This is a genomic window from Pseudomonas sp. WS 5011, assembly GCF_012985775.1.
GTDB classification, from domain to species: Bacteria; Pseudomonadota; Gammaproteobacteria; order Pseudomonadales; family Pseudomonadaceae; genus Aquipseudomonas; species Aquipseudomonas peli.
On the sequence record NZ_JAAQXA010000025.1, the window covers coordinates 1 to 19,235 of the forward strand.

Consider the following 19,235-nt stretch of genomic DNA (forward strand, 5'->3'; position numbering starts at 1 on the left):
GGCATCATCTGCCGCACCACCCACTCCCGATGCTCTATCGAATAACGCGCCACACGGCTCTCACTTCCGCCCACCGACCAAGACTCATCGAATCAACTCACACGACAACTATCCTGACGCGGCGGGATCAGCACACTCCTGATTCTCGGTGTTTTGGAGCTATTCAGTAACACCAGTGCATCTGATCGCGCGAATACCGCTCTCGCACGAGTGCAAGAAAGCGGTCGGGTGGCAATAGAAATTATCGGCGGGGATGCCCGTAGAGCAGGCTTCCAAGGCTGCCTTGCTTCTGCAACCGAAACCGCAATTGGTAGCGGCCTTGATCTGCCAGATGCTGCGGTCGCTACAACCAGCGGCGGCATCATATTCAGATACGCCGTGACCGACAGCACGGCCGGCACACAGCTCCCTGAAGAAAACCGCACTTGCGGCAGCCTTCAAAGGCTCTACCTGAAGACATCCACTTATGCCAATTGCAGCAATGGCGAAAATCTATGCCTGAACGGCCAGTCGATACTGAACAACGCCCAGATAACCAATATCTGGTTCGCCATCCCCAATGGCAACAACACCACTTGGACGCTCAACCCCAGCAACGCAGAGCTAGCCGCTGCACGGGCTGTGCGTATAGCGCTGACCATTGCCGACCCGAGCCAGAACATCTCGCGCAGCTTTACCGGCACTTACGAACTCAGGAACCGACTGTGATGATCACTTCGCATCGACAAAAGGGAATAGCTTTGCTGGTCAGTTTGGTACTACTGCTGCTGCTCACCATTATCGCCATTACCGCCGCCAGCCTTTCCACCCTGCAGTTGCGCATGGCCAGTAACAGCCAACAGCAGAATATTGCCTTCCAGGCGGCGGAGAGCGGGTTGCAGGCCTGGATCGAGGAGTTGACTGAAAGCAACAACGCGATAATCGACGAAACTCGCACCCTAGGCTTGGCCAACGCGGATAGCGGCACCATTGCCAGGGTTCGCATCCAATCTGTACCGGCCATCTGTACCGATGCCGGCACCTCGCTCAACGCAGCTGAGGGCGGCGGGGCACAGGAGTTCATCTGCTATGAAATCACCAGCCACGGCAAGGCGTGCGACAGTGATAGTTGCGACCCAACCTCAGCCGATGGCAGCGCCCGCGCCCAGCATCTGCGCGGCTACAAGATCAGAAATATACTTTGAGCGAGGAAAATCCGTCATGAACACTTTCCAGCGCACACTCCGCCTCAGCCTCGCCGGCTCCCTTTTTAGTGCAAGCCTATTTCAAGCAGCCATAAGTTATGCCGACGACACCGAAATTTTCTTCGGTGGTGCTGTTGCGGAAGAAGGCATTCGTCCAAATGTCCTGTTTATCCTGGACAACTCCACCTCGATGAACTGCTTACCCACTAGCACTTCCGCCGCCTGTAACCCACAGTCAGGCAGCCGACTCGCGCTTATGAAGGAGGCATTCAACAATATTATTACAACAGCCAATGGCATAAACATCGGGGCTATGGCCCTAACCGCCAACAGTGGCAATACACCACAACGCCTGATTGCCCCTGTCGCGTATATCGACCAAGAAATACCGATCAGCGATATTTCCGACATCACCTATCCACGCGAAATAGCGGTCCAGGCCACTGCCGATGACGCCAGTCAAACAGCGAATAACAGCAACAACAATATAACCAATACAACCCTGCAATTAGGCGGCAACTCCGATCAAATCAGAGCGGGCTTGCGCTTTCAGAATGTCCCCATCCCGAACGGGGCGACAGTCACCTCTGCGCGAATTACATTCGTTCCAAGCGCAAACGCTACCAACAGCGTCACGCTAAGCGTACTGCCGCAGGCCAGCGATGATGCACTTGAGTTTGCAACGACCAGCACAGGCAGACTGTCCGGCAGAACCTGGCACAGTGAGGCAGGCTTCCCGACTTGGACCCCGGGCAATTGGACGGCCAATGAAAGGATCGATACCGATGCCGGTGCAAACGTCACCCAGCAGGTTCAATATCTAGTCAACCGCGACGGCTGGTGTGGCAACAACGCAATGGCCTTTCAAGTCACACGCAGCGGCACAGGTACCACTCAGCGGACGGTACATAGCTTCGACGCCACAAATAAAACCTATGCCCCCACGCTAGAAATTGAATTTACGACCAGCGGTGAGGCGGGCTGTCTCAACCCGATTATCGAACTGCCCGTTGCAAGCGGTAATAATGATGCGGCGCAGGTTGGAACCTCAGCCAGCAACCGAAACCCTGTCCTTAACGGCACAACCTTGGTGTTTAGCAGCAGCGCTACGACTCTCGGCGCACGCTTCGAAGACGTCCCAATTCAGCAAGGCGCCACCATCCTGGACGCCAAGCTGATAGCGACCACCACGGCGGGCAGCGCTGGCGGACAAGTAGCCGGCGTCGGTTTTCAACAAGTCGACAGCGCTACAGCATTTTCTACGGGCCGAGAAGACTTGAGCAACAGGATGCCCGACACTGCAAATCGCACCAACTGCACCTTTACATATTCCGGCACAGCCACAACTGTCATATGCCCAGATCTTACCGCCAGACTGCAATCGGTGATCAATCGTAGCGGCTGGCTGCCAGGTAATGCTTTGGCTGCACTGATCCGCCCGAGCAACTCCGGAGCCACTCTGCGCGCCTATGAAGGCAGCACCGCCCAAGCTATGAAACTTCGCATCAAATTAAGTCGCGAAGATCTCATAACCGAAACCACTTACCGCGACCTCGTTAATGCACAAGTGCAAGCCCTCCTTAGTGGCACCTCCTCACCCGCCAATTACCAATACACCCCATTAGTCCCGGCTATTTACGATGCTGCCAGTTACTTGCGTGACTCGAGCAACTCCCCCATTGAAAGTGCCTGCCAGCCAACCCACGTGGTGCTTCTCTCCGATGGCGCGCCCAACAACACGGACAACACCAACTACACCACGCTAAGCGGCTTAGGAGGCCCTGCCTGCGACGCCGCCACCTCCGCGGAGCGCTGCGGCCGCGACTTGGCTGAGTGGATGGCGACCACCAACCAATCCAACTGGATTGACGACGCCAACAACTATGCAACAACCCACACCATTGGCTTTGCACTCGGCGCGAGCCGCACTAATGATGAGTCATGCGATTTCACAGGCACGAGTTCTGCTGTGACGGCCTCGGAGTTCCTGTGCGATATAGCAACAGAAGGCGGGGGTGGTTATTACAGCGCAGCAGATGCCACCGACCTGACTGATGCCTTTAACGAAATCATTCAGAACGTAATTTCAACCGATGCTTCATTCGTTAGCGCCAGCGCCCCGGTCAACAGCTTTAACCGTGCGGACAACAAGGATGAATTGTATTTCTCGGTCTTCCGCCCACAAGAGTCTGATCGCTGGCCCGGCAACCTGAAGCGCTATCGCCTGGATATAGATGGCGCCCGAATTCTTGACTTCGTAGGTAGTGAAGCGGTAGATAGCGAGACCGGCTTTTTTAAAAGCACCTCTCGTAGTTGGTGGAGCGCAACAGCAGACGGCAACACAACAGTGGCGGGTGGAGCCGCCTCGCAACTACCTACCCCTGGCTCGCGCAATCTGTTCACCTATACAGGCAGCACACCCAGCAGCCCGGTAAGCCTTGCCACTGACGCCCATAGGCTGATCACCACTAATGCCAACTTAGACACCCCTTTAGGGACGGCAAACGCTAGCGAGCGCACGGCACTGGTCAACTATATTCGTGGGTTCGATACCAATGGAACGACCCAACGCAAAGCCATTGGCGACCCATTGCACTCCAGCCCGCGCCTTATCACCTATGGCTGCACTACCCGCAGTAATGGCGTATGCACGAGCGGAAAGCAAAGCGCGGTCTTCGGCACCAACGAGGGTTTTGTACATTTGATCGACACTAGCAATGGCGCCGAACAAATGGGCTTTATGCCGTCGGCCTTGCTCGGCAATATCGCACGCCTCAAAGATAATGCCCGCACCACGACCAGTAAGCGCCCCTACGGCATGGACAACACGGTGACGGTCTGGGCTAACGATGCCAACAACAACGGCATCATCCATGCCGATGGCGGTACCACCGCCGAAGCCGGCGAATTCGTGTATGCCTATGCCACCATGGGCCGAGGTGGACGCAATATCTACGCACTCGACATCACCACCCCCACGTCACCTCGATTACTCTGGCAAATCATCGGAGGTGAAAATGGTACCTCCGGCTTCGCCAAGCTCGGGCAAACCTGGTCAGCGCCAGTCAAGACCAAGGTTCAGGTTGGTACAGCCAGTGACAGCAATCCACCTACTGATGTGCTGATATTTGCTGGCGGCTATGACCCAGAACAAGATGCCCAAGTTGATGGAGACACCAACTATGTGCGCAGGGTCGATGACATGGGTAACGCCATTTACATCGTCAATGCCAAAACTGGGGCACTAATCTGGTCTGCCAGCAATGCCTCTGGCCATGATGCCGTGCTGACCGACATGCAATACAGCATGCCAAGCGCCATACGTGTGATCGACTTGCAGAAAAACGAGGAAGGTACACTAGTCAATGATGGTCAAGGTACGGCCGACCAATTCTTCGTCGGAGATATGGGCGGCCAGGTCTGGCGCTTCCATATTAATAATGGCAGTAGCGGAGCCAGCCTGGTGAGCCCGGCGGGCACGAATGGAAATGGCGTATTCGCCAGCGTGGGCGGCAATGCTGAAAACGCCAGGCGCTTTTACCATGAACCAGATATCGCACTGCTCAGCGTCAGAGGCACCCTTAGCCTTGCTGTCAACATTGGCAGCGGTTATCGCGGCCACCCCCTGCATGAAATCATTCAGGATCGTTTCTACTCGTTCCGCACAAATATCGTGGTCAAGGCGACTGGCAGCGAGGGAACGCTGACCGAAAACAGCTTAAGTGATGTTACCGACAATCTGCTGCAGAGTGGAACCGCTGAGCAAAAAGAAACCGCAGAGGATGAGCTGGAGACGCGCAGCGGCTGGATGATCCAACTAAGCAGCGACGGCGAGAAAGTGCTCTCACGCGCCCTCACAGCTAGCGGTAGACTCTACTTCAATACCTATGAGCCCACCGCCCGCTCCGACTCCTGTCAAGCGAGTGTAGGCATTAACAGGGCCTATAGCGTCCATCTTTACGACGCTACTCCAGTGCGCATCACCACTGTAGGCGATCCAGCTGACCGCTTCGAAACAATAACAACCACAGGGATCCTGTCAGACCCAACCGTGGTTTCGATAGGAGACAAGAGCGTATTGGTTCGCTTCCCCTCCATGGAAGAACTGGACAACGTGCGCATGGGTAAAACCTTCTGGATGGATATGACGGAGCTGAATTAATGATGCCCATAAACCGACAGCTAGGCTTCACCCTACTAGAGCTATTGATTGCAATAACAATCATCAGCATCCTCGCCGCCATTGCCATCCCTAACTATCAGGGCCACGTACGGCGTTCCGCTTGCGAGGACGCTAAAGGCGTACTCGTTGGCGCAGGCAACGTGATGGAGCGTTTTCGGGCACAAAGTAATACCTATGAAAATGCTCCACTTGGTGCTTATGTCCAAAGCCCGGTAGATGGCATTGCCCAGTTCAACATCGTGGCCAGCGCTGTAACAGCCACAGCCTATACACTCACCGCAACGCCAGTTGCCGGTGGACGACTGGCAGGCAGAGGCACTCTGACCCTAACCTCCACAGGGGTAAGAGGCGCCACTAACGGCGCAACCGACCCTGGCTTTCTGGCGGCGAATGTTTGGAACAGTAGTTGCCGTGGATTATAAGAAGGGCATTACGGCGAACTACACACCGAGTCAGTCGACGGTGGGGCCGGGCCGTTAAGAGCTGTCTTGTAAACGAAAGGCTATGTAACCGTTAATTTATGCGATGAGTACTTAACCAAACGAAAAACTCTCGGAAATATTTTCTTTCGAGGATTTCGTTTAATGATCCTTGTTTCGCAATACCGTCGACTACTTCAAGGGCCCCATGCGGGAGCAAACAGTGATACCTAGGGCGTCACTCGCCTCAGACGGTGCGCCGGGGTCGGGCGTCGGCGTAAACCATGGAGGGCTGTCGCTTCAGTAACCTTACGTCTGCCGTGCAGGCTCAGAGCCGTGTCACACGTAACTCCTTCGGCATTGAGAAGGTCACATTCTCCGGTCGCCCCAGCATCTCTTGCGCCCCTGTTGCGCCCCACTCATTCAGTTGCTGGATAACCCCCTGCACCAGCACTTCCGGGGCAGATGCACCCGCAGTAATACCAATGCCTGTCACACCCGCAAACCACTCCTGCTTGAGATCTTCAGCCCCATCGATCAGGTAGGCAGGCGTACCCATGCGCTCCGCCAGCTCGCGCAGGCGGTTGGAGTTGGAGCTGTTGGGGCTGCCGACCACCAATAACACGTCGCATTCAGCGGCGAGTTGTTTGACGGCGTCCTGACGGTTCTGCGTGGCGTAGCAGATGTCGTCTTTGCGCGGGCCGCCGATGGCGGGGAATTTGGCGCGCAGGGCGTCGATGACTTTGCTGGTGTCGTCCATCGACAGGGTGGTTTGAGTGACGAAAGCCAATGCTTCTGGGTTACGCACCTGCAGCTCAGCTACGTCGGTTTCGTCCTCCACCAGGTAGATGGCGCCGCCGTTGCTGGCGTCGTACTGGCCCATGGTACCTTCGACTTCAGGATGGCCCTCGTGGCCGATCAGGATGCATTCGCGCCCTTCGCGGCTGTAGCGCACCACTTCCATATGCACCTTGGTTACCAGCGGGCAGGTGGCGTCGAATATCTTCAGGCCACGTCGCTCTGCTTCCGCGCGTACAGCCTGGGAGACACCATGGGCACTGAAGATAACGATGACATCGTCAGGAATCTGATCCAGCTCTTCGACGAAGATTGCGCCACGCGAACGCAGATCTTCGACCACAAACTTGTTGTGCACCACTTCATGGCGCACATAGATCGGCGGACCGAAGACTTCCAGGGCGCGGTTGACTATCTCAATGGCGCGGTCGACGCCGGCACAGAAGCCACGGGGATTGGCGAGTTTGATATGCATGCTGGTTATCTCGGCGCGCGTAAACGAAAGTTGCCGTAGGTTGGGTTGGCGGCACATTGCGGCGCAAGCCACGAAAGCCGTGTAGCTCAACAGCACAGTGCCCGACATACGAACCATGGTGGGTTACGGCGCGCTAAACAACCTGCTGCAGACTCAAGCTGCACCTGCGCGCCTAACCCACCCTACAAAAATACTGCGCTGATCAGAGCGCTTTGACCTCAATAATTTCCACATCGAAGCTCAGCGCCTTGCCGGCCAACGGGTGGTTGAAGTCGATGGTTACCTGGTTATCGTCAAAAGCTTTAACTACACCCGGCAACTCGGCATTGGCAGCGTCGTTGAAGATCACCAGCAGGCCTTCCGACAGTTCCATATCCTGAAACTGGCTGCGCGGCATAACCTGGATATTCTGCGGATTACCCTGACCGAAGCCCTGCTCCGGACTGATCGGCAGGCTGCGCTTGTCGCCCGCTTTCAAGCCATAGATGGCCTGTTCAAAGCCTGGCAGCAGGTTACCGTCGCCGACCTTGAAGGTGGCGGGATTTTTATCGAAGGTGCTGTCCACCACATCGCCGTTGTCCAGCTTGAGGGCGAAATGCAAGGTCACCTGCTTATCCGGGCCGATACGCACGTCAGTCATTTACCTGTTTCTCCGGACTTTTCACTTTTGAACATATCCAGCGCCAGCAGGATGGCTCCACCGGTAATCGCCATGTCAGCCACGTTGAAGGCTGGGAAGTACCACTGCTGATGCCAGTGCAGCAGAATAAAGTCGACCACATGGCCAAACACCACGCGATCGACCAGGTTACCCAGTGCACCACCCAGAACTAACGCCAACGCCACCGCAAGCCAGGTTTCGCCAGGCTTGAGGCGCTTGAGCCAGACCACCAGGACTCCGCTCACCACCACGGCAATCGCGGCAAAGAACCAGCGCTGCCAGCCAGTGGCATCGGCCAGGAAGCTGAATGCCGCACCGGTGTTGTAAGCCAGGGTCCAGCTAAAGTAATCAGGAATGATCACGATCTGCTGGTACATGCTCAGGTTGTTGTCGAACCAGAACTTACTCGCCTGATCGACCACAAACACCAGCAGACTCAGCCACAACCAGGCCAAACGCCCGAAACGACTAGCGTTATCACGCATAGTGACGAACCTCACCCGCGCCTTCGATGTTGTCCACACAACGACCGCAAATTTCCGGATGCGCTGGGTTCACCCCAACGTCCTCGCGGTGATGCCAGCAACGGGCGCACTTGGCATGCCCAGACTTCAGCACTTTGAGCTTGAGCCCCGAGACTTCGGTTTCCACAGCATCGCTTCGCGCGGTGGCTAGCCGCGCCAGGCTGGCGGTGGAGGTGATCAGCACAAAGCGCAGCTCGTTGCCCAGTTTGTTCAGATCGGCAATCAGGCTGTCTTCGGCGTACAGGATCACTTCCGCCTGCAGGTTGCCGCCGATGGCCTTGGCCGCACGCAGGTTTTCCATTTCCTTGTTCACAGCCACCTTGACCGCCATCACGCGCTCCCAGAAGGCACGATCTAGCTCGAAGCCTTCCGGCAGTTCGCTCAGGCCCTGATACCAGCCATTGAGCATTACCGACTCGTTACGCGCACCCGGCAGGTATTCCCACAGCTCATCGGCGGTGAACGACAACACCGGAGCGATCCAGCGCACCAGGGCTTCGGCGATGTGGAACAACGCGGTCTGGCAGGATCGCCGCGCAACGCTGTCAGCGGCGGTGGTGTACTGACGGTCCTTGATGATGTCGAGGTAAAAGCCACCCAGCTCCTGCACGCAGAAGTTGTGCACCTTCTGGTAAACGTTCCAGAAGCGGTAGCTGTCGTAGGCTTCTTCGATTTCGCGCTGCAGCAGCAAGGCGCGATCTACGGCCCAACGGTCCAGTGCCAGCATGTCTTCCGCCGGCAGCAGGTGCTGCGCTGGGTCGAAACCGCTGAGGTTGGAGAGCAGGAAGCGCGCGGTGTTGCGGATACGCCGGTAGGAATCGGCGCTGCGCTGCAGGATGACCTTGGATACCGCCATTTCGCCAGAATAGTCGGTGGACGACACCCACAGGCGCAGGATATCGGCGCCCAGGCTGTCATTCACTTCCTGCGGCGCGACTACGTTGCCCAGCGACTTGGACATCTTGCGGCCGTTCTCATCAACCACAAAACCGTGAGTCAGCAGCTCTTTGTACGGCGCGTGGCCGTCGATGGCCGCGCCCGTCAGCAAGGATGAATGGAACCACCCGCGGTGCTGGTCGGAGCCTTCCAGGTACAGGTCGGCACGTGGGCCACTGGCATGGCCCAGGTTGTGCGAACCGCGCAGCACGTGCCAGTGGGTGGTGCCGGAGTCAAACCAGACGTCCAAGGTGTCACTGATCTTGTCGTAGTCGGCGGCTTGATCGCCCAGCAGCTCAGCAGCGTCCAGCTTGAACCAAGCCTCGATGCCCTCTTGCTCGACACGTTTGGCCACCTCTTCCATCAGCTCGGCGCTGCGCGGGTGCAACTCGCCCGTGGCCTTGTGCAAGAAGAACGGAATCGGTACACCCCAGTTGCGTTGACGCGAGATACACCAGTCCGGACGCCCGGCGATCATGCTGTGCAGACGTGCCTGGCCCCAGGCCGGAACGAATGCAGTCTGCTCGATGGCCGCCAGCGCGCGCTCGCGTAGGGTGCCGCCTTCGTTAGGCTGCTTATCCATGCCGACGAACCACTGCGCGGTGGCGCGGTAGATCAGCGGGGTCTTGTGGCGCCAGCAATGCATATAGCTGTGCTGAATGGCTTCGTGCTTGAGCAGCGCGCCGACTTCTTCCAGCTTGGCGACGATGGCCGGGTTGGCCTTCCAGATAAACTGGCCGCCAAAGAACGGCAGGTCGCTGACATACACGCCGTTGCTCTGCACCGGGCTGAGGATGTCGTCATTGCTCATGCCGTAGCCTTTGCAGGAACGGAAGTCGTCCTCACCATAGGCCGGTGCCGAATGCACCACGCCAGTGCCGGCGCCCAGCTCAACGTAGTCAGCCAGATAGACCGGGGCAAAGCGCTCATAGAACGGATGACGGAAGCGGAGCAGCTCCAGCGCAGCACCTGGCGCGGTGGCGATCACGTCGCCCTGCAGGCCATAGCGGGCCAAGCAGCCTTCCACCAGTTCTTCGGCCAGCAGCAGCAGACGCTCGCCGGTATCGACCAGCGCATAGGTAAATTCAGGGTGGACGTTCAGCGCCTGGTTGGCCGGAATAGTCCAAGGCGTGGTGGTCCAGATCACGATGGAAGCAGGCTTCGGCAGGCTGGCCAGACCAAATGCGGCGGCCAGCTTGTCGGCATCTTCCACTACGAAGGCGACGTCGATGGCATCGGACTTTTTGTCCTGGTACTCGACTTCGGCCTCAGCCAGCGCAGAACCGCAGTCGAAACACCAGTTGACCGGTTTCAGACCCTTGAATACGAAACCCTGTTTGACCATCTCGGCCAGCGCGCGGATTTCGCCCGCTTCGTTGGCAAAGTCCATGGTTTTGTAAGGGTTGTCCCAGTCGCCCAGTACACCGAGGCGCACGAAGTCGGCCTTCTGCCCTTCGATCTGCTCACCTGCATAGGTACGGCAGCGCTCGCGGGTCAGGTCAGACGGCTGATTCTTGCCAAAGGTGGTTTCTACCTTGTGCTCAATCGGCAGACCATGACAGTCCCAGCCCGGCACATAGGGAGCGTCGAAACCGGCCAGGGTCTTGGAACGGGTGATGATGTCCTTGAGAATCTTGTTGACCGCATGACCGATGTGAATGCTGCCATTGGCATAGGGCGGGCCGTCGTGCAGAACAAACTTCGGCCGACCTTCGCCTTGCGCGCGCAGCTTCTGATACAGGCCAATCTGGTTCCAGCGCTGCAGAATCTGCGGCTCGCGCTGCGGCAGGCCGGCCTTCATCGGAAATTGGGTGTCAGGCAGATTAAGCGTGGCTTTGTAATCGGTCATTTCAGGCTCTTCGTAAGCGATTGGCACCCAGCAGTTGAAGCCGGGCGCTTAAACGCGCCAATGGGCACGGGCGGCAGCAATATCGGCAGCAATAGCCGTCTTCAATGCCTCAAGGGAGGCGAAACGCTGCTCATCGCGCAGCTTGTGGTGGAAAGCCACCGTCAAACGCCGGCCATATAAATCACCGGCAAAGTCCAGCAAATGCACTTCCAGATGAGCGCGACCATCACCGGCCACGCTCGGGCGCACACCAATGTTGGCCACACCCGGCCAGGTTTGGCCGTCAATCTCGGTGCTGACCAGGTACACGCCTTTGAGCGGCACCCGCTTGCGCTTGAGCTGCACATTGGCAGTCGGCGCATTCAGCTGACGCCCCAGTTTCTGCCCGTGCAACACCCGTCCGGCAATCTGAAATGGCCGCCCGAGCAGGTGCTGCGCCAAGGCAAAATCACCGGCATCAAGGGCTTCACGTACCCGAGTACTGCTGACGCGAATACCGTCCAGCTCAACCGTGCTGGCAGCCTCGACGCTGAAGCCTTCGCGCTCACCGGCCTCGGCCAGAAAGGCAAAGTCACCGGCGCGGTCACAGCCGAAGCGGAAGTCATCCCCCACTTCCAGGTGCTGCACACCCAGGCCTTCCACCAGCACGCGATGCACGAACTCAGCCGCGCTCAGCTCACGCAGGCGGCGGTTGAAACTCAGGCACAGCACTCGATCAACACCTTCGGCAGCCAGCAGAGCCAACTTGTCGCGCAACCGCGCCAGGCGCGCCGGCGCTACATCAGGTGCAAAAAACTCGCGCGGCTGCGGCTCGAAAATCAGCACGCAACTGGGCACGCCAAGCTCGGCGGAACGCTCACGCAGACGCGCCAAAATGGCCTGATGACCACGATGGACGCCGTCGAAATTCCCTATGGTGGCGACACAGCCCCGATGCTGGGGCCGCAAGTTGTGTAGGCCTCGAACCAGCTGCATAACGCGCTTCTTGCTCATAAAGTGGCCGATTATACGCACACCGAGCAGCGGACAACAGGCAGCAAATCAGCTGCAACTCAGAGCGCACTGCGGCGAGCAAAATCCTTCAAACGGAACCCCAGCAGCGCCAACACGGCCAAATAGGCCAACATACCCACACCCACCAGCCCGCCCAGGCGCAGCAAACGCCAGAGCATAATGCTGTCCGCCCAAGCTGGCAGCTGCTGCATAGCCAGCAGTAACACCGCCACCATCGCCAGCAGCGCCAGCAAAAGCTTGCCGAGGAACAAGGCCCAACCCGGCTGTGGTTGGAACATGTCGCGCTTGCGTAGCTGCCAGTACAACAGACCAGCATTCAGACAGGCGGCCAGACCGATGGCCAACGCCAAACCGGCATGCGCCAAGGGAATCACAAAGATAAACAGCACGTTCATCGCCTGGGTCGCCAGCAATGTCACCAGACCGATACGCACCGGGGTTTTGATGTTCTGCTGAGCATAAAAGGCCGGCGCGAGAATTTTCACCAGAATGATGCCGACCAGGCCCAGCGAATAAGCAATCAAGGCGCGCTGGGTCATCAAGGTATCGTCAGCGGTGAACTTGCCATACTGGAACAGCGAGGCGATCAACGGCTCGGAGATAATCGCCAACGCCACAGCACTGGGCAACGCCAACACCAGACACAGACGCAAGCCCCAGTCGAGCAGCTTGGAGTAGTCCTCGCGGTTGGCGCCCGAATGGGTTTTAGACAAGGCCGGCAGCAAAATGGTGCCTAACGCTACACCGAGCACGCCGGCAGGCAACTCCATCAAGCGATCAGCGTAATACATCCAGGACACGGAGCCGGCGACCAGAAAGGAGGCAAAAATCGTATTGATGATCAGCGAAATCTGGCTGACCGACACCCCGAAGATCGCCGGCCCCATCTGCTTCATCACGCGCCACACGCCTGCGTCCTTGAGGCTCAGACGCGGCAGCACCAGCATGCCGATCTTGTGCAAATGCGGCAGTTGGAACAGTAACTGCGCCAGCCCCCCCACCAGCACCGCCCAGCCCAGCGCCATGATCGGCGGATCGAAATAGGGGGTCAGAAACAGGGCAAATACGATCATGCTGACGTTGAGCAGAGTCGGCACAAAGGCCGGCACCGAGAACCTGTTCCAGGTATTGAGCACAGCCCCCGCCAGCGAGGACAGGGAGATCAGCAAGATATAAGGAAAGGTCACCCGCAGCAGGTCGGTGGTCAGCTCAAAGCGCTCCGCCTCATCAGCGAAACCAGGAGCGGAGGCCCAGACAATCCACGGCGCCGCGAGGATGCCGATAAAGGTTACCAGCGCCAGCACCAGAGTCAGCAGGCCTGTCACGTAAGCGAGAAACGTGCGCGCCGCCTCATCGCCCTGCTGGGTTTTATATTCGGCCAGAATCGGCACAAAGGCTTGAGAGAACGCGCCCTCGGCAAAAATCCGCCGCAGTAGGTTGGGCAGCTTGAACGCCACCACAAAGGCGTCCGAGGCCACGCCAGCGCCGAAGGTGCGGGCAATGATGGTGTCGCGCACAAAGCCCAATACACGCGAAAGCATGGTCATGGAGCTGACGGCGGCCAACGACTTGAGCAAATTCATGTAGTATCCCGGCTCCGCAAACAAGCACTGGCGCGCAAAGGCGACGAGTGTAGCGGTCTGCCGCTGGTCAGGCCAGCACAGGGAAAAGCCAACAGGCTTGACAGCACTCCCTCATATCGGCATGATTCGCGGCCTTATTTGTTTGTAACCCCCAGAATTTTTCTTCGAGGAGCTTGACGGTGGCCAATACACCTTCTGCCAAAAAACGCGCAAAACAGGCTGAGAAGCGTCGTAGCCATAACGCCAGCCAGCGCTCGATGGTTCGTACTTACATCAAGAACGTCGTCAAGGCTATCGAAGCCAAAGACGCCGCTCTTGCAGCCACCGCTTACACCCTGGCTGTGCCGGTAATCGACCGCATGGCCGATAAAGGCATCATCCACAAGAACAAAGCCGCTCGTCATAAGAGCCGCCTCAATGGCCACATCAAGGCCCTGAGCGCTGCTGCAGCTGCCTAAGCTGTTTGCGACACGCTACTCGTTCTTGAAAAACCGGCTTAACCGCCGGTTTTTTATTGTCCGCAATAATTGCTGGCGCAGCCTGCAACGCCCAGAGACAATCGCCACCGGTGGCAAACCACAAAAAAGCCCGAATCACTTCGGGCTTTTTTTGCTTCAGGGCTTTTGCGGCCAGGGCAGAATCGGAATGGCCGTCACCGCATTCTGCGGACTCCCCTCGATTACCCGATCGCTGTAGACCAGATAAACCAGGGTATTGCGCTTCTGATCGAAGAACCGCACGACCTGCATGGTCTTGAATACCAGCGAGGTACGCTCACGAAACACCTCCTCGCCCTCCTTGAGCTTTTCCAGGAAGCTGATCGGGCCAACCTGGCGACAGGCAATCGACGCCTCGGCACGATCCTCGGCCAGGCCCAGACCACCCTTGACGCCACCGGTCTTGGCCCGCGACAGGTAGCAGGTCACGCCTTCCACCTTAGGGTCATCAAACGCCTCGACGACGATTTTGTCGTTCGGCCCCATAAACTTGAAAACCGTCGACACTTCACCGATCTGCTCGGCCGCCGCCAATCCAGGCAACAGCACAAGCGCACCCAGCAATCCCTTAACCACTCGCATCAGCCTTCCCTCAAATCAGGATCAAATTATCCCGATGGACCAACTCGGGCTCATCAACATAACCCAGCAGCCTCTCGATGGCATCCGACGACTGACCGATGATCTTTTGCGCTTCAAGCGCACTGTAGTTAGCCAACCCACGGGCAATCTCGCGACCATCCGCCGCCACGCAGACCACCATCTCACCGCGACGAAAGCTACCCTGCACGGCCTTTACGCCAACTGGCAACAAACTCTTGGTACCGGTCGCCAGCGCCGTGACCGCACCATCATCCAGCACCAGGGTGCCGCGAGTCTGCAAATGCCCGGCTAGCCACTGCTTACGCGCTGCCAGCATGCCGCGCTCAGGCGCCAGCAGAGTACCCAGGCGCTCGCCCGCCTTGAGCCGCGCCAACACCTGCTCGATGGCACCGCCAACGATTACCGTATGAGCACCAGAACGCGCTGCCAGACGCGCCGCGCGCAGCTTGGTCTGCATACCGCCACGTCCGAGCGCACCACCCACGCCACCCGCTACAGCATCAAGCGCCGGATCATCGGCGCGCGCCTCGAAAATCAGCTCAGCATCGGGGTTATGCCGCGGATCGGCGTTATACATACCGTCGCGATCAGTAAGAATTACCAACAAGTCGGCCTCGACCAGATTGGCCACCAGCGCAGCCAGGGTGTCGTTATCACCAAAGCGGATCTCATCGGTAACCACGGTGTCGTTCTCGTTGATCACCGGCACCACATCCAGATCCACCAGCGTGCGCAGCGTGCTACGCGCATTCAGGTAACGCTTGCGATCAGACAGATCGTCATGGGTCAGCAGAATCTGCGCCGTGCGCCGGCCATGCTCGGCAAAGCTCGACTCCCACGCCTGAATAAGCACCATCTGACCAATAGCTGCCGCCGCCTGTAACTCGTGCATGGCGCTCGGTCGCGCTACCCAGCCCAACTTGCTCATACCCGCCGCCACCGCACCGGAGGACACCAGCACCAACTCAACACCCTGCTCACGCAGCGCGACCATCTGCTTGACCCACACAGCCATGGCCGCACGATCCAAACCACGACCATCAGCGGTCAGCAGGGCACTGCCAATCTTCACTACCCAGCGCTGCGCACCGGTTACCTTGTCACGCATGATCTTCCAACCTTAGCCGCGACCTGTGATTACAAAAACGCCGCAATTAAGCGGCGTTTTGTAGTTGCTTAATCCCGGACGTAAATGATTTCCGGGCCATCGTCTTCGTCTTCTTCATCCCAGAAGCTGTCGTCTTCATCGACATCACCGACTGCCTTGACCCCGGAACGACGCAGCGCACGCTTGTCGTCCAGCGCCTGCAGCTGAGCGCGCGCTTCGTCCTCGATGCGCGTATCCAGCTCGGCCAACTCGGCGGCGTACTCTGGGTTTTCCTGAATGCGCTCAGCGCGCGCTTCAAGGAAGTCCATGATGTCATAACAGAGCTTCTCAGTGCCCTGGCGCGCCAGGGCAGAAATCACATAAACCGGCCCAGTCCACTCGATCCGCGCAACGATTTCAGCAATCCGCGCTTCCTGCTCTTCATCGAGCATCTGGTCAGCCTTGTTCAGCACCAGCCAGCGCTCACGCTCAGCCAGCGACGGACTGAACTTGGTCAGCTCATCAATAATGGTGGCGGCAGACTCGGCCGGATCGGTCAGATCCAGCGGCGCCATATCAACGAGATGCAGCAACAGACGGGTACGCGACAAATGCTTGAGGAAGCGGATACCCAAACCAGCACCGTGGGAAGCACCCTCGATCAGCCCCGGAATATCGGCAACCACGAAGTTTTTGTAACGATCGACACTGACCACACCCAGGTTTGGCACCAGGGTAGTGAAGGGATAGTCAGCAACTTTCGGCTTGGCGGCCGACACCGAGCGAATGAAGGTACTCTTGCCGGCATTCGGCAAGCCTAGCAGGCCGACATCGGCCAACACCTTCAATTCCAGCTTGAGATCGCGCGACTCGCCCGGCTTGCCCGGCGTGGTTTGCCGCGGCGCACGGTTGGTACTCGACTTGAAGCGGGTGTTACCCAGACCATGCCAACCGCCCTGTGCCACCATCAAACGCTGACCAGCGCGAACCAGGTCACCAATCACCTCCTGAGTACCGGCATCGATCACCGTGGTACCAATCGGCACCGGCAGGATCAGATCCTCACCCTTGGCACCGGTACAGTCGGTGCTGCCACCCTTCTCACCATTCTGCGCCTGGAAACGACGGGTATAGCGGTAATCCACTAGGGTATTGAAGTTCTCGACCGCCTCGATATACACCGAGCCACCGTCACCGCCATCACCACCGTTGGGACCGCCTTTCTCGATGAACTTTTCACGACGAAAAGCCATCATGCCGTTACCGCCGTCGCCGGCTTTTACAAAAATCGATACTTCATCGACGAATTTCATCTTTACGCCTCCCGCAATCACGCGGGTCATCTAAACCGAGAAACACCAGGTTCTTGCAAAATTGACCTGCATTCAAATCGAACGCTAACACCCAGGACAGTTTGGCAAGAACCCCAAGAATACAGAAACAAAAAAGCCCCGTCGCAAGGACGGGGCTTTCCCAGCAGTCGCGCTATTAAGCCGCAACGACGCTCACGTAACGGCGGTTGAACGCGCCTTTTACTTCAAACTTGATCACGCCTTCGATTTTTGCGAAGAGGGTGTGATCTTTACCCATGCCAACGCCGTAACCGGCGTGGAACTGGGTGCCGCGCTGACGCACGATGATGTTGCCTGCTTTGATAGCCTGGCCGCCATACATCTTCACGCCAAGGCGTTTGGCTTCTGAGTCGCGACCGTTGCGGGTACTACCGCCAGCTTTTTTGTGTGCCATGAGTTCAATACTCCTATAAAGGGATCAGACCGAAACGAATCAGGCCTGGATACCGGTGATTTTGATCTCGGTGTACCACTGACGGTGGCCCTGGCGCTTCATGTGGTGCTTACGACGACGGAACTTGATGATGGTGACCTTGTCGTGACGACCTTGAGCGATCACTTCAGCAACAACTTTGGCACCTTCAACAACCGGAGCGCCGATTTGAACGTCGTCGCCATTGCCGACCAGCAGAACACGGTCAAACGTCACGGCTGCGCCAGTGGCCAGCTCGAGTTTTTCGACCTTGAGGAATTCGCCTTCGGTGACTTTGTATTGCTTGCCACCAGTAACAATTACTGCGTACATGGTAAATCTCCGTTAATCCTGCTCACCCAGCGCTTTATAGGAATAAGTGTCGGCTGGCATGGCTGCTTGGGGCCTTCAAGGACACCCTTGCAATTGCGTAAGGCAGGGAAATACCCAGGGGGAAGTTCAGGGTGCGCGATTGTACGCAAGCAGCTAGCGCGACGCAAGGCCTTGGCACCCAGAGCCCAAGCCTCTTGCCTTGACAGCCCCTACCCTGCCCCCTAGCATGCCGCGCAACCCATGAGTAGCAGGTGCAAGCGATGCAACCCCAGGCTTTCTACCGCGTGGTGGCGGATGACTTTACCGCCGTCGACGGCATCATCCGCGCCCAACTGGTGTCGCGCGTACCGCTCGTAGAGAAGATCGGCGACTATATTATCTCCGCCGGCGGTAAGCGCCTGCGTCCGCTACTGGTTCTGCTCAGTGGTAAGGCGCTGGGCATTGAAGGCGACAACCTGCGCCTGCTCGCTGCCACCATCGAATTTCTGCACACCGCCACCTTGCTGCACGACGACGTGGTCGACATGTCCGACATGCGCCGCGGCCGCAGCACCGCCAATGCCCAGTGGGGCAACGCGCCAAGCGTACTGGTCGGCGACTTCCTTTATTCACGCTCCTTCGAAATGATGGTCGAACTTGGCTCCATGCCGGTGATGAAGATCCTTTCAAAGGCCACCAGGGTGATTGCCGAGGGCGAAGTGCTGCAGCTGTCGAAGATTCGCGACGCCAGCACCACCGAAGAAACCTACATGGAAGTCATCCGCGGCAAGACTGCGATGCTCTTCGAGGCCTCGACCCATAGCGCCGCCGCACTGGCCGGCGCCAACGCCGAACAGACCGAAGCGCTGCGCGCCTTTGGCGACCACCTCGGCGTGGCCTTCCAACTGGTCGATGACCTGCTCGACTACCGTGGTGATGCCACTACCTTGGGCAAGAACGTCGGCGACGACCTGGCCGAGGGCAAGCCGACCCTGCCGCTGATCTACACCATGCGCGAAGGGACGCCTGAACAAGCTGCACTGGTACGCCAGGCGATCCAGAAAGGCGGCATCGAAGACCTGGAAAGCATCCGTAATGCCGTAGAAGCGGCTGGGGCACTGGACTACACCGCACAGCAAGCGCGTGACTTCGCCGAGCGCGCCATCGCTTGCCTGGATGCACTGCCGCCCAGCGAATACCGCGACGCGCTGATCGAACTAAGCCGCTTTGCTGTAGCCCGCACGCACTAAAGCTTCTCAGGACAGACAAAAGCCCGCCCATATGGCGGGCTTTTTATTACCTGCGATCCACAGCAATCAAACCGCGCGACGAAAGGCAGCGATTAA

The 19,235-nt window shown here is 58.0% G+C and carries 17 protein-coding genes; 6 read left to right on the forward strand and 11 right to left on the reverse strand.

Annotated features, from left to right (window positions below; genetic code table 11):
* Positions 1-228 precede the first annotated feature (228 nt).
* The 4 genes from HBN63_RS19210 to HBN63_RS19225 are packed head-to-tail and all read left to right on the forward strand — an operon-like array spanning position 229 to position 5,789.
* Positions 229-708 carry a hypothetical protein gene (locus HBN63_RS19210; protein ID WP_170050513.1) on the forward strand — a complete coding sequence of 160 codons (480 nt, stop codon included), beginning with the start codon at positions 229-231 and terminating at the stop codon, positions 706-708.
* Complete coding sequence (locus HBN63_RS19215; protein WP_170050514.1) at positions 708-1,184, forward strand: PilX N-terminal domain-containing pilus assembly protein; 477 nt, start codon at positions 708-710, stop codon at positions 1,182-1,184. The genes HBN63_RS19210 and HBN63_RS19215 overlap by 1 nt, the downstream gene beginning before the upstream one ends.
* A gap of 16 nt (positions 1,185-1,200) precedes the next feature.
* The gene (locus HBN63_RS19220; RefSeq protein WP_170050515.1) at positions 1,201-5,346 is read left to right on the forward strand and encodes a PilC/PilY family type IV pilus protein; all 4,146 of its coding nucleotides are present in this window, start codon (positions 1,201-1,203) and stop codon (positions 5,344-5,346) included.
* A complete protein-coding gene (locus HBN63_RS19225; RefSeq protein ID WP_275941112.1) occupies positions 5,346-5,789 on the forward strand; it encodes a type IV pilin protein in 444 nt (147 codons plus the stop codon). The genes HBN63_RS19220 and HBN63_RS19225 overlap by 1 nt, the downstream gene beginning before the upstream one ends.
* Before the next feature lie 325 nt (positions 5,790-6,114).
* Here the strand turns inward: HBN63_RS19225 and ispH are convergent, their stop codons facing one another.
* The 6 genes from ispH to murJ all read right to left on the reverse strand — a co-directional run bounded on the left by ispH (position 6,115) and on the right by murJ (position 13,626).
* Positions 6,115-7,059, reverse strand: a complete 945-nt coding sequence (gene ispH / locus HBN63_RS19230) for a 4-hydroxy-3-methylbut-2-enyl diphosphate reductase (RefSeq protein WP_170050516.1) — start codon at positions 7,057-7,059, stop codon at positions 6,115-6,117.
* 202 nt (positions 7,060-7,261) lie between these two features.
* On the reverse strand, positions 7,262-7,699 hold the full coding sequence (locus HBN63_RS19235) for a peptidylprolyl isomerase (RefSeq protein WP_170050517.1): 438 nt from the start codon (positions 7,697-7,699) through the stop codon (positions 7,262-7,264).
* Positions 7,696-8,205, reverse strand: a complete 510-nt coding sequence (lspA, locus tag HBN63_RS19240) for a signal peptidase II (protein ID WP_170050518.1) — start codon at positions 8,203-8,205, stop codon at positions 7,696-7,698. The genes HBN63_RS19235 and lspA overlap by 4 nt, the downstream gene beginning before the upstream one ends.
* Entirely contained in the window at positions 8,198-11,029 is a 2,832-nt protein-coding gene (gene ileS, locus HBN63_RS19245) for an isoleucine--tRNA ligase (RefSeq protein WP_170050519.1), read from the reverse strand. Before ileS ends, lspA begins: the two co-directional genes overlap by 8 nt.
* A 48-nt stretch (positions 11,030-11,077) precedes the next feature.
* Positions 11,078-12,004, reverse strand: a complete 927-nt coding sequence (gene ribF, locus HBN63_RS19250; RefSeq protein WP_167142779.1) for a bifunctional riboflavin kinase/FAD synthetase — start codon at positions 12,002-12,004, stop codon at positions 11,078-11,080.
* 77 nt (positions 12,005-12,081) lie between these two features.
* A complete protein-coding gene (murJ, locus tag HBN63_RS19255; RefSeq protein ID WP_170050520.1) occupies positions 12,082-13,626 on the reverse strand; it encodes a murein biosynthesis integral membrane protein MurJ in 1,545 nt (514 codons plus the stop codon).
* Positions 13,627-13,805: 179 nt separating this feature from the next.
* On the opposite strand from murJ, the gene rpsT reads away from it, so the two are divergent.
* Positions 13,806-14,084, forward strand: a complete 279-nt coding sequence (gene rpsT / locus HBN63_RS19260) for a 30S ribosomal protein S20 (RefSeq protein WP_160085557.1) — start codon at positions 13,806-13,808, stop codon at positions 14,082-14,084.
* A gap of 156 nt (positions 14,085-14,240) precedes the next feature.
* Here the strand turns inward: rpsT and HBN63_RS19265 are convergent, their stop codons facing one another.
* The 5 genes from HBN63_RS19265 to rplU all read right to left on the reverse strand — a co-directional run bounded on the left by HBN63_RS19265 (position 14,241) and on the right by rplU (position 17,910).
* Entirely contained in the window at positions 14,241-14,705 is a 465-nt protein-coding gene (locus HBN63_RS19265; RefSeq protein WP_170050521.1) for a CreA family protein, read from the reverse strand.
* 10 nt (positions 14,706-14,715) lie between these two features.
* Positions 14,716-15,834, reverse strand: coding sequence for a glutamate 5-kinase (gene proB / locus HBN63_RS19270; RefSeq protein ID WP_170050522.1), 1,119 nt, complete (start codon positions 15,832-15,834; stop codon positions 14,716-14,718).
* Between the two features lie 68 nt (positions 15,835-15,902).
* The gene (gene cgtA / locus HBN63_RS19275) at positions 15,903-17,126 is read right to left on the reverse strand and encodes an Obg family GTPase CgtA (RefSeq protein WP_090249412.1); all 1,224 of its coding nucleotides are present in this window, start codon (positions 17,124-17,126) and stop codon (positions 15,903-15,905) included.
* A gap of 175 nt (positions 17,127-17,301) precedes the next feature.
* On the reverse strand, positions 17,302-17,559 hold the full coding sequence (rpmA, locus tag HBN63_RS19280; RefSeq protein ID WP_085584170.1) for a 50S ribosomal protein L27: 258 nt from the start codon (positions 17,557-17,559) through the stop codon (positions 17,302-17,304).
* Positions 17,560-17,598: 39 nt separating this feature from the next.
* Complete coding sequence (gene rplU / locus HBN63_RS19285; RefSeq protein ID WP_090249415.1) at positions 17,599-17,910, reverse strand: 50S ribosomal protein L21; 312 nt, start codon at positions 17,908-17,910, stop codon at positions 17,599-17,601.
* A 260-nt stretch (positions 17,911-18,170) separates the two neighbouring features.
* Here rplU and HBN63_RS19290 point away from each other — a divergent pair, with 260 nt between their 5' ends.
* Positions 18,171-19,139, forward strand: coding sequence for a polyprenyl synthetase family protein (locus HBN63_RS19290; RefSeq protein ID WP_170050523.1), 969 nt, complete (start codon positions 18,171-18,173; stop codon positions 19,137-19,139).
* Positions 19,140-19,235: the final 96 nt, after the last annotated feature.

Excerpts from the sequence above, each read along its gene's own strand:
- HBN63_RS19215 (WP_170050514.1), top strand. The coding sequence starts at position 708 with ATGATCACTTCGCATCGACAAAAGGGAATAGCTTTGCTGGTCAGTTTG.
- HBN63_RS19220 (WP_170050515.1), top strand. The coding sequence starts at position 1,201 with ATGAACACTTTCCAGCGCACACTCCGCCTCAGCCTCGCCGGCTCCCTT.
- HBN63_RS19225 (WP_275941112.1), top strand. The coding sequence starts at position 5,346 with ATGATGCCCATAAACCGACAGCTAGGCTTCACCCTACTAGAGCTATTG.
- ispH (WP_170050516.1), bottom strand. The coding sequence starts at position 7,059 with ATGCATATCAAACTCGCCAATCCCCGTGGCTTCTGTGCCGGCGTCGAC.
- HBN63_RS19235 (WP_170050517.1), bottom strand. The coding sequence starts at position 7,699 with ATGACTGACGTGCGTATCGGCCCGGATAAGCAGGTGACCTTGCATTTC.
- lspA (WP_170050518.1), bottom strand. The coding sequence starts at position 8,205 with ATGCGTGATAACGCTAGTCGTTTCGGGCGTTTGGCCTGGTTGTGGCTG.
- ileS (WP_170050519.1), bottom strand. The coding sequence starts at position 11,029 with ATGACCGATTACAAAGCCACGCTTAATCTGCCTGACACCCAATTTCCG.
- ribF (WP_167142779.1), bottom strand. The coding sequence starts at position 12,004 with ATGCAGCTGGTTCGAGGCCTACACAACTTGCGGCCCCAGCATCGGGGC.
- murJ (WP_170050520.1), bottom strand. The coding sequence starts at position 13,626 with ATGAATTTGCTCAAGTCGTTGGCCGCCGTCAGCTCCATGACCATGCTT.
- HBN63_RS19265 (WP_170050521.1), bottom strand. The coding sequence starts at position 14,705 with ATGCGAGTGGTTAAGGGATTGCTGGGTGCGCTTGTGCTGTTGCCTGGA.
- proB (WP_170050522.1), bottom strand. The coding sequence starts at position 15,834 with ATGCGTGACAAGGTAACCGGTGCGCAGCGCTGGGTAGTGAAGATTGGC.
- cgtA (WP_090249412.1), bottom strand. The coding sequence starts at position 17,126 with ATGAAATTCGTCGATGAAGTATCGATTTTTGTAAAAGCCGGCGACGGC.
- rpmA (WP_085584170.1), bottom strand. The coding sequence starts at position 17,559 with ATGGCACACAAAAAAGCTGGCGGTAGTACCCGCAACGGTCGCGACTCA.
- rplU (WP_090249415.1), bottom strand. The coding sequence starts at position 17,910 with ATGTACGCAGTAATTGTTACTGGTGGCAAGCAATACAAAGTCACCGAA.
- HBN63_RS19290 (WP_170050523.1), top strand. The coding sequence starts at position 18,171 with ATGCAACCCCAGGCTTTCTACCGCGTGGTGGCGGATGACTTTACCGCC.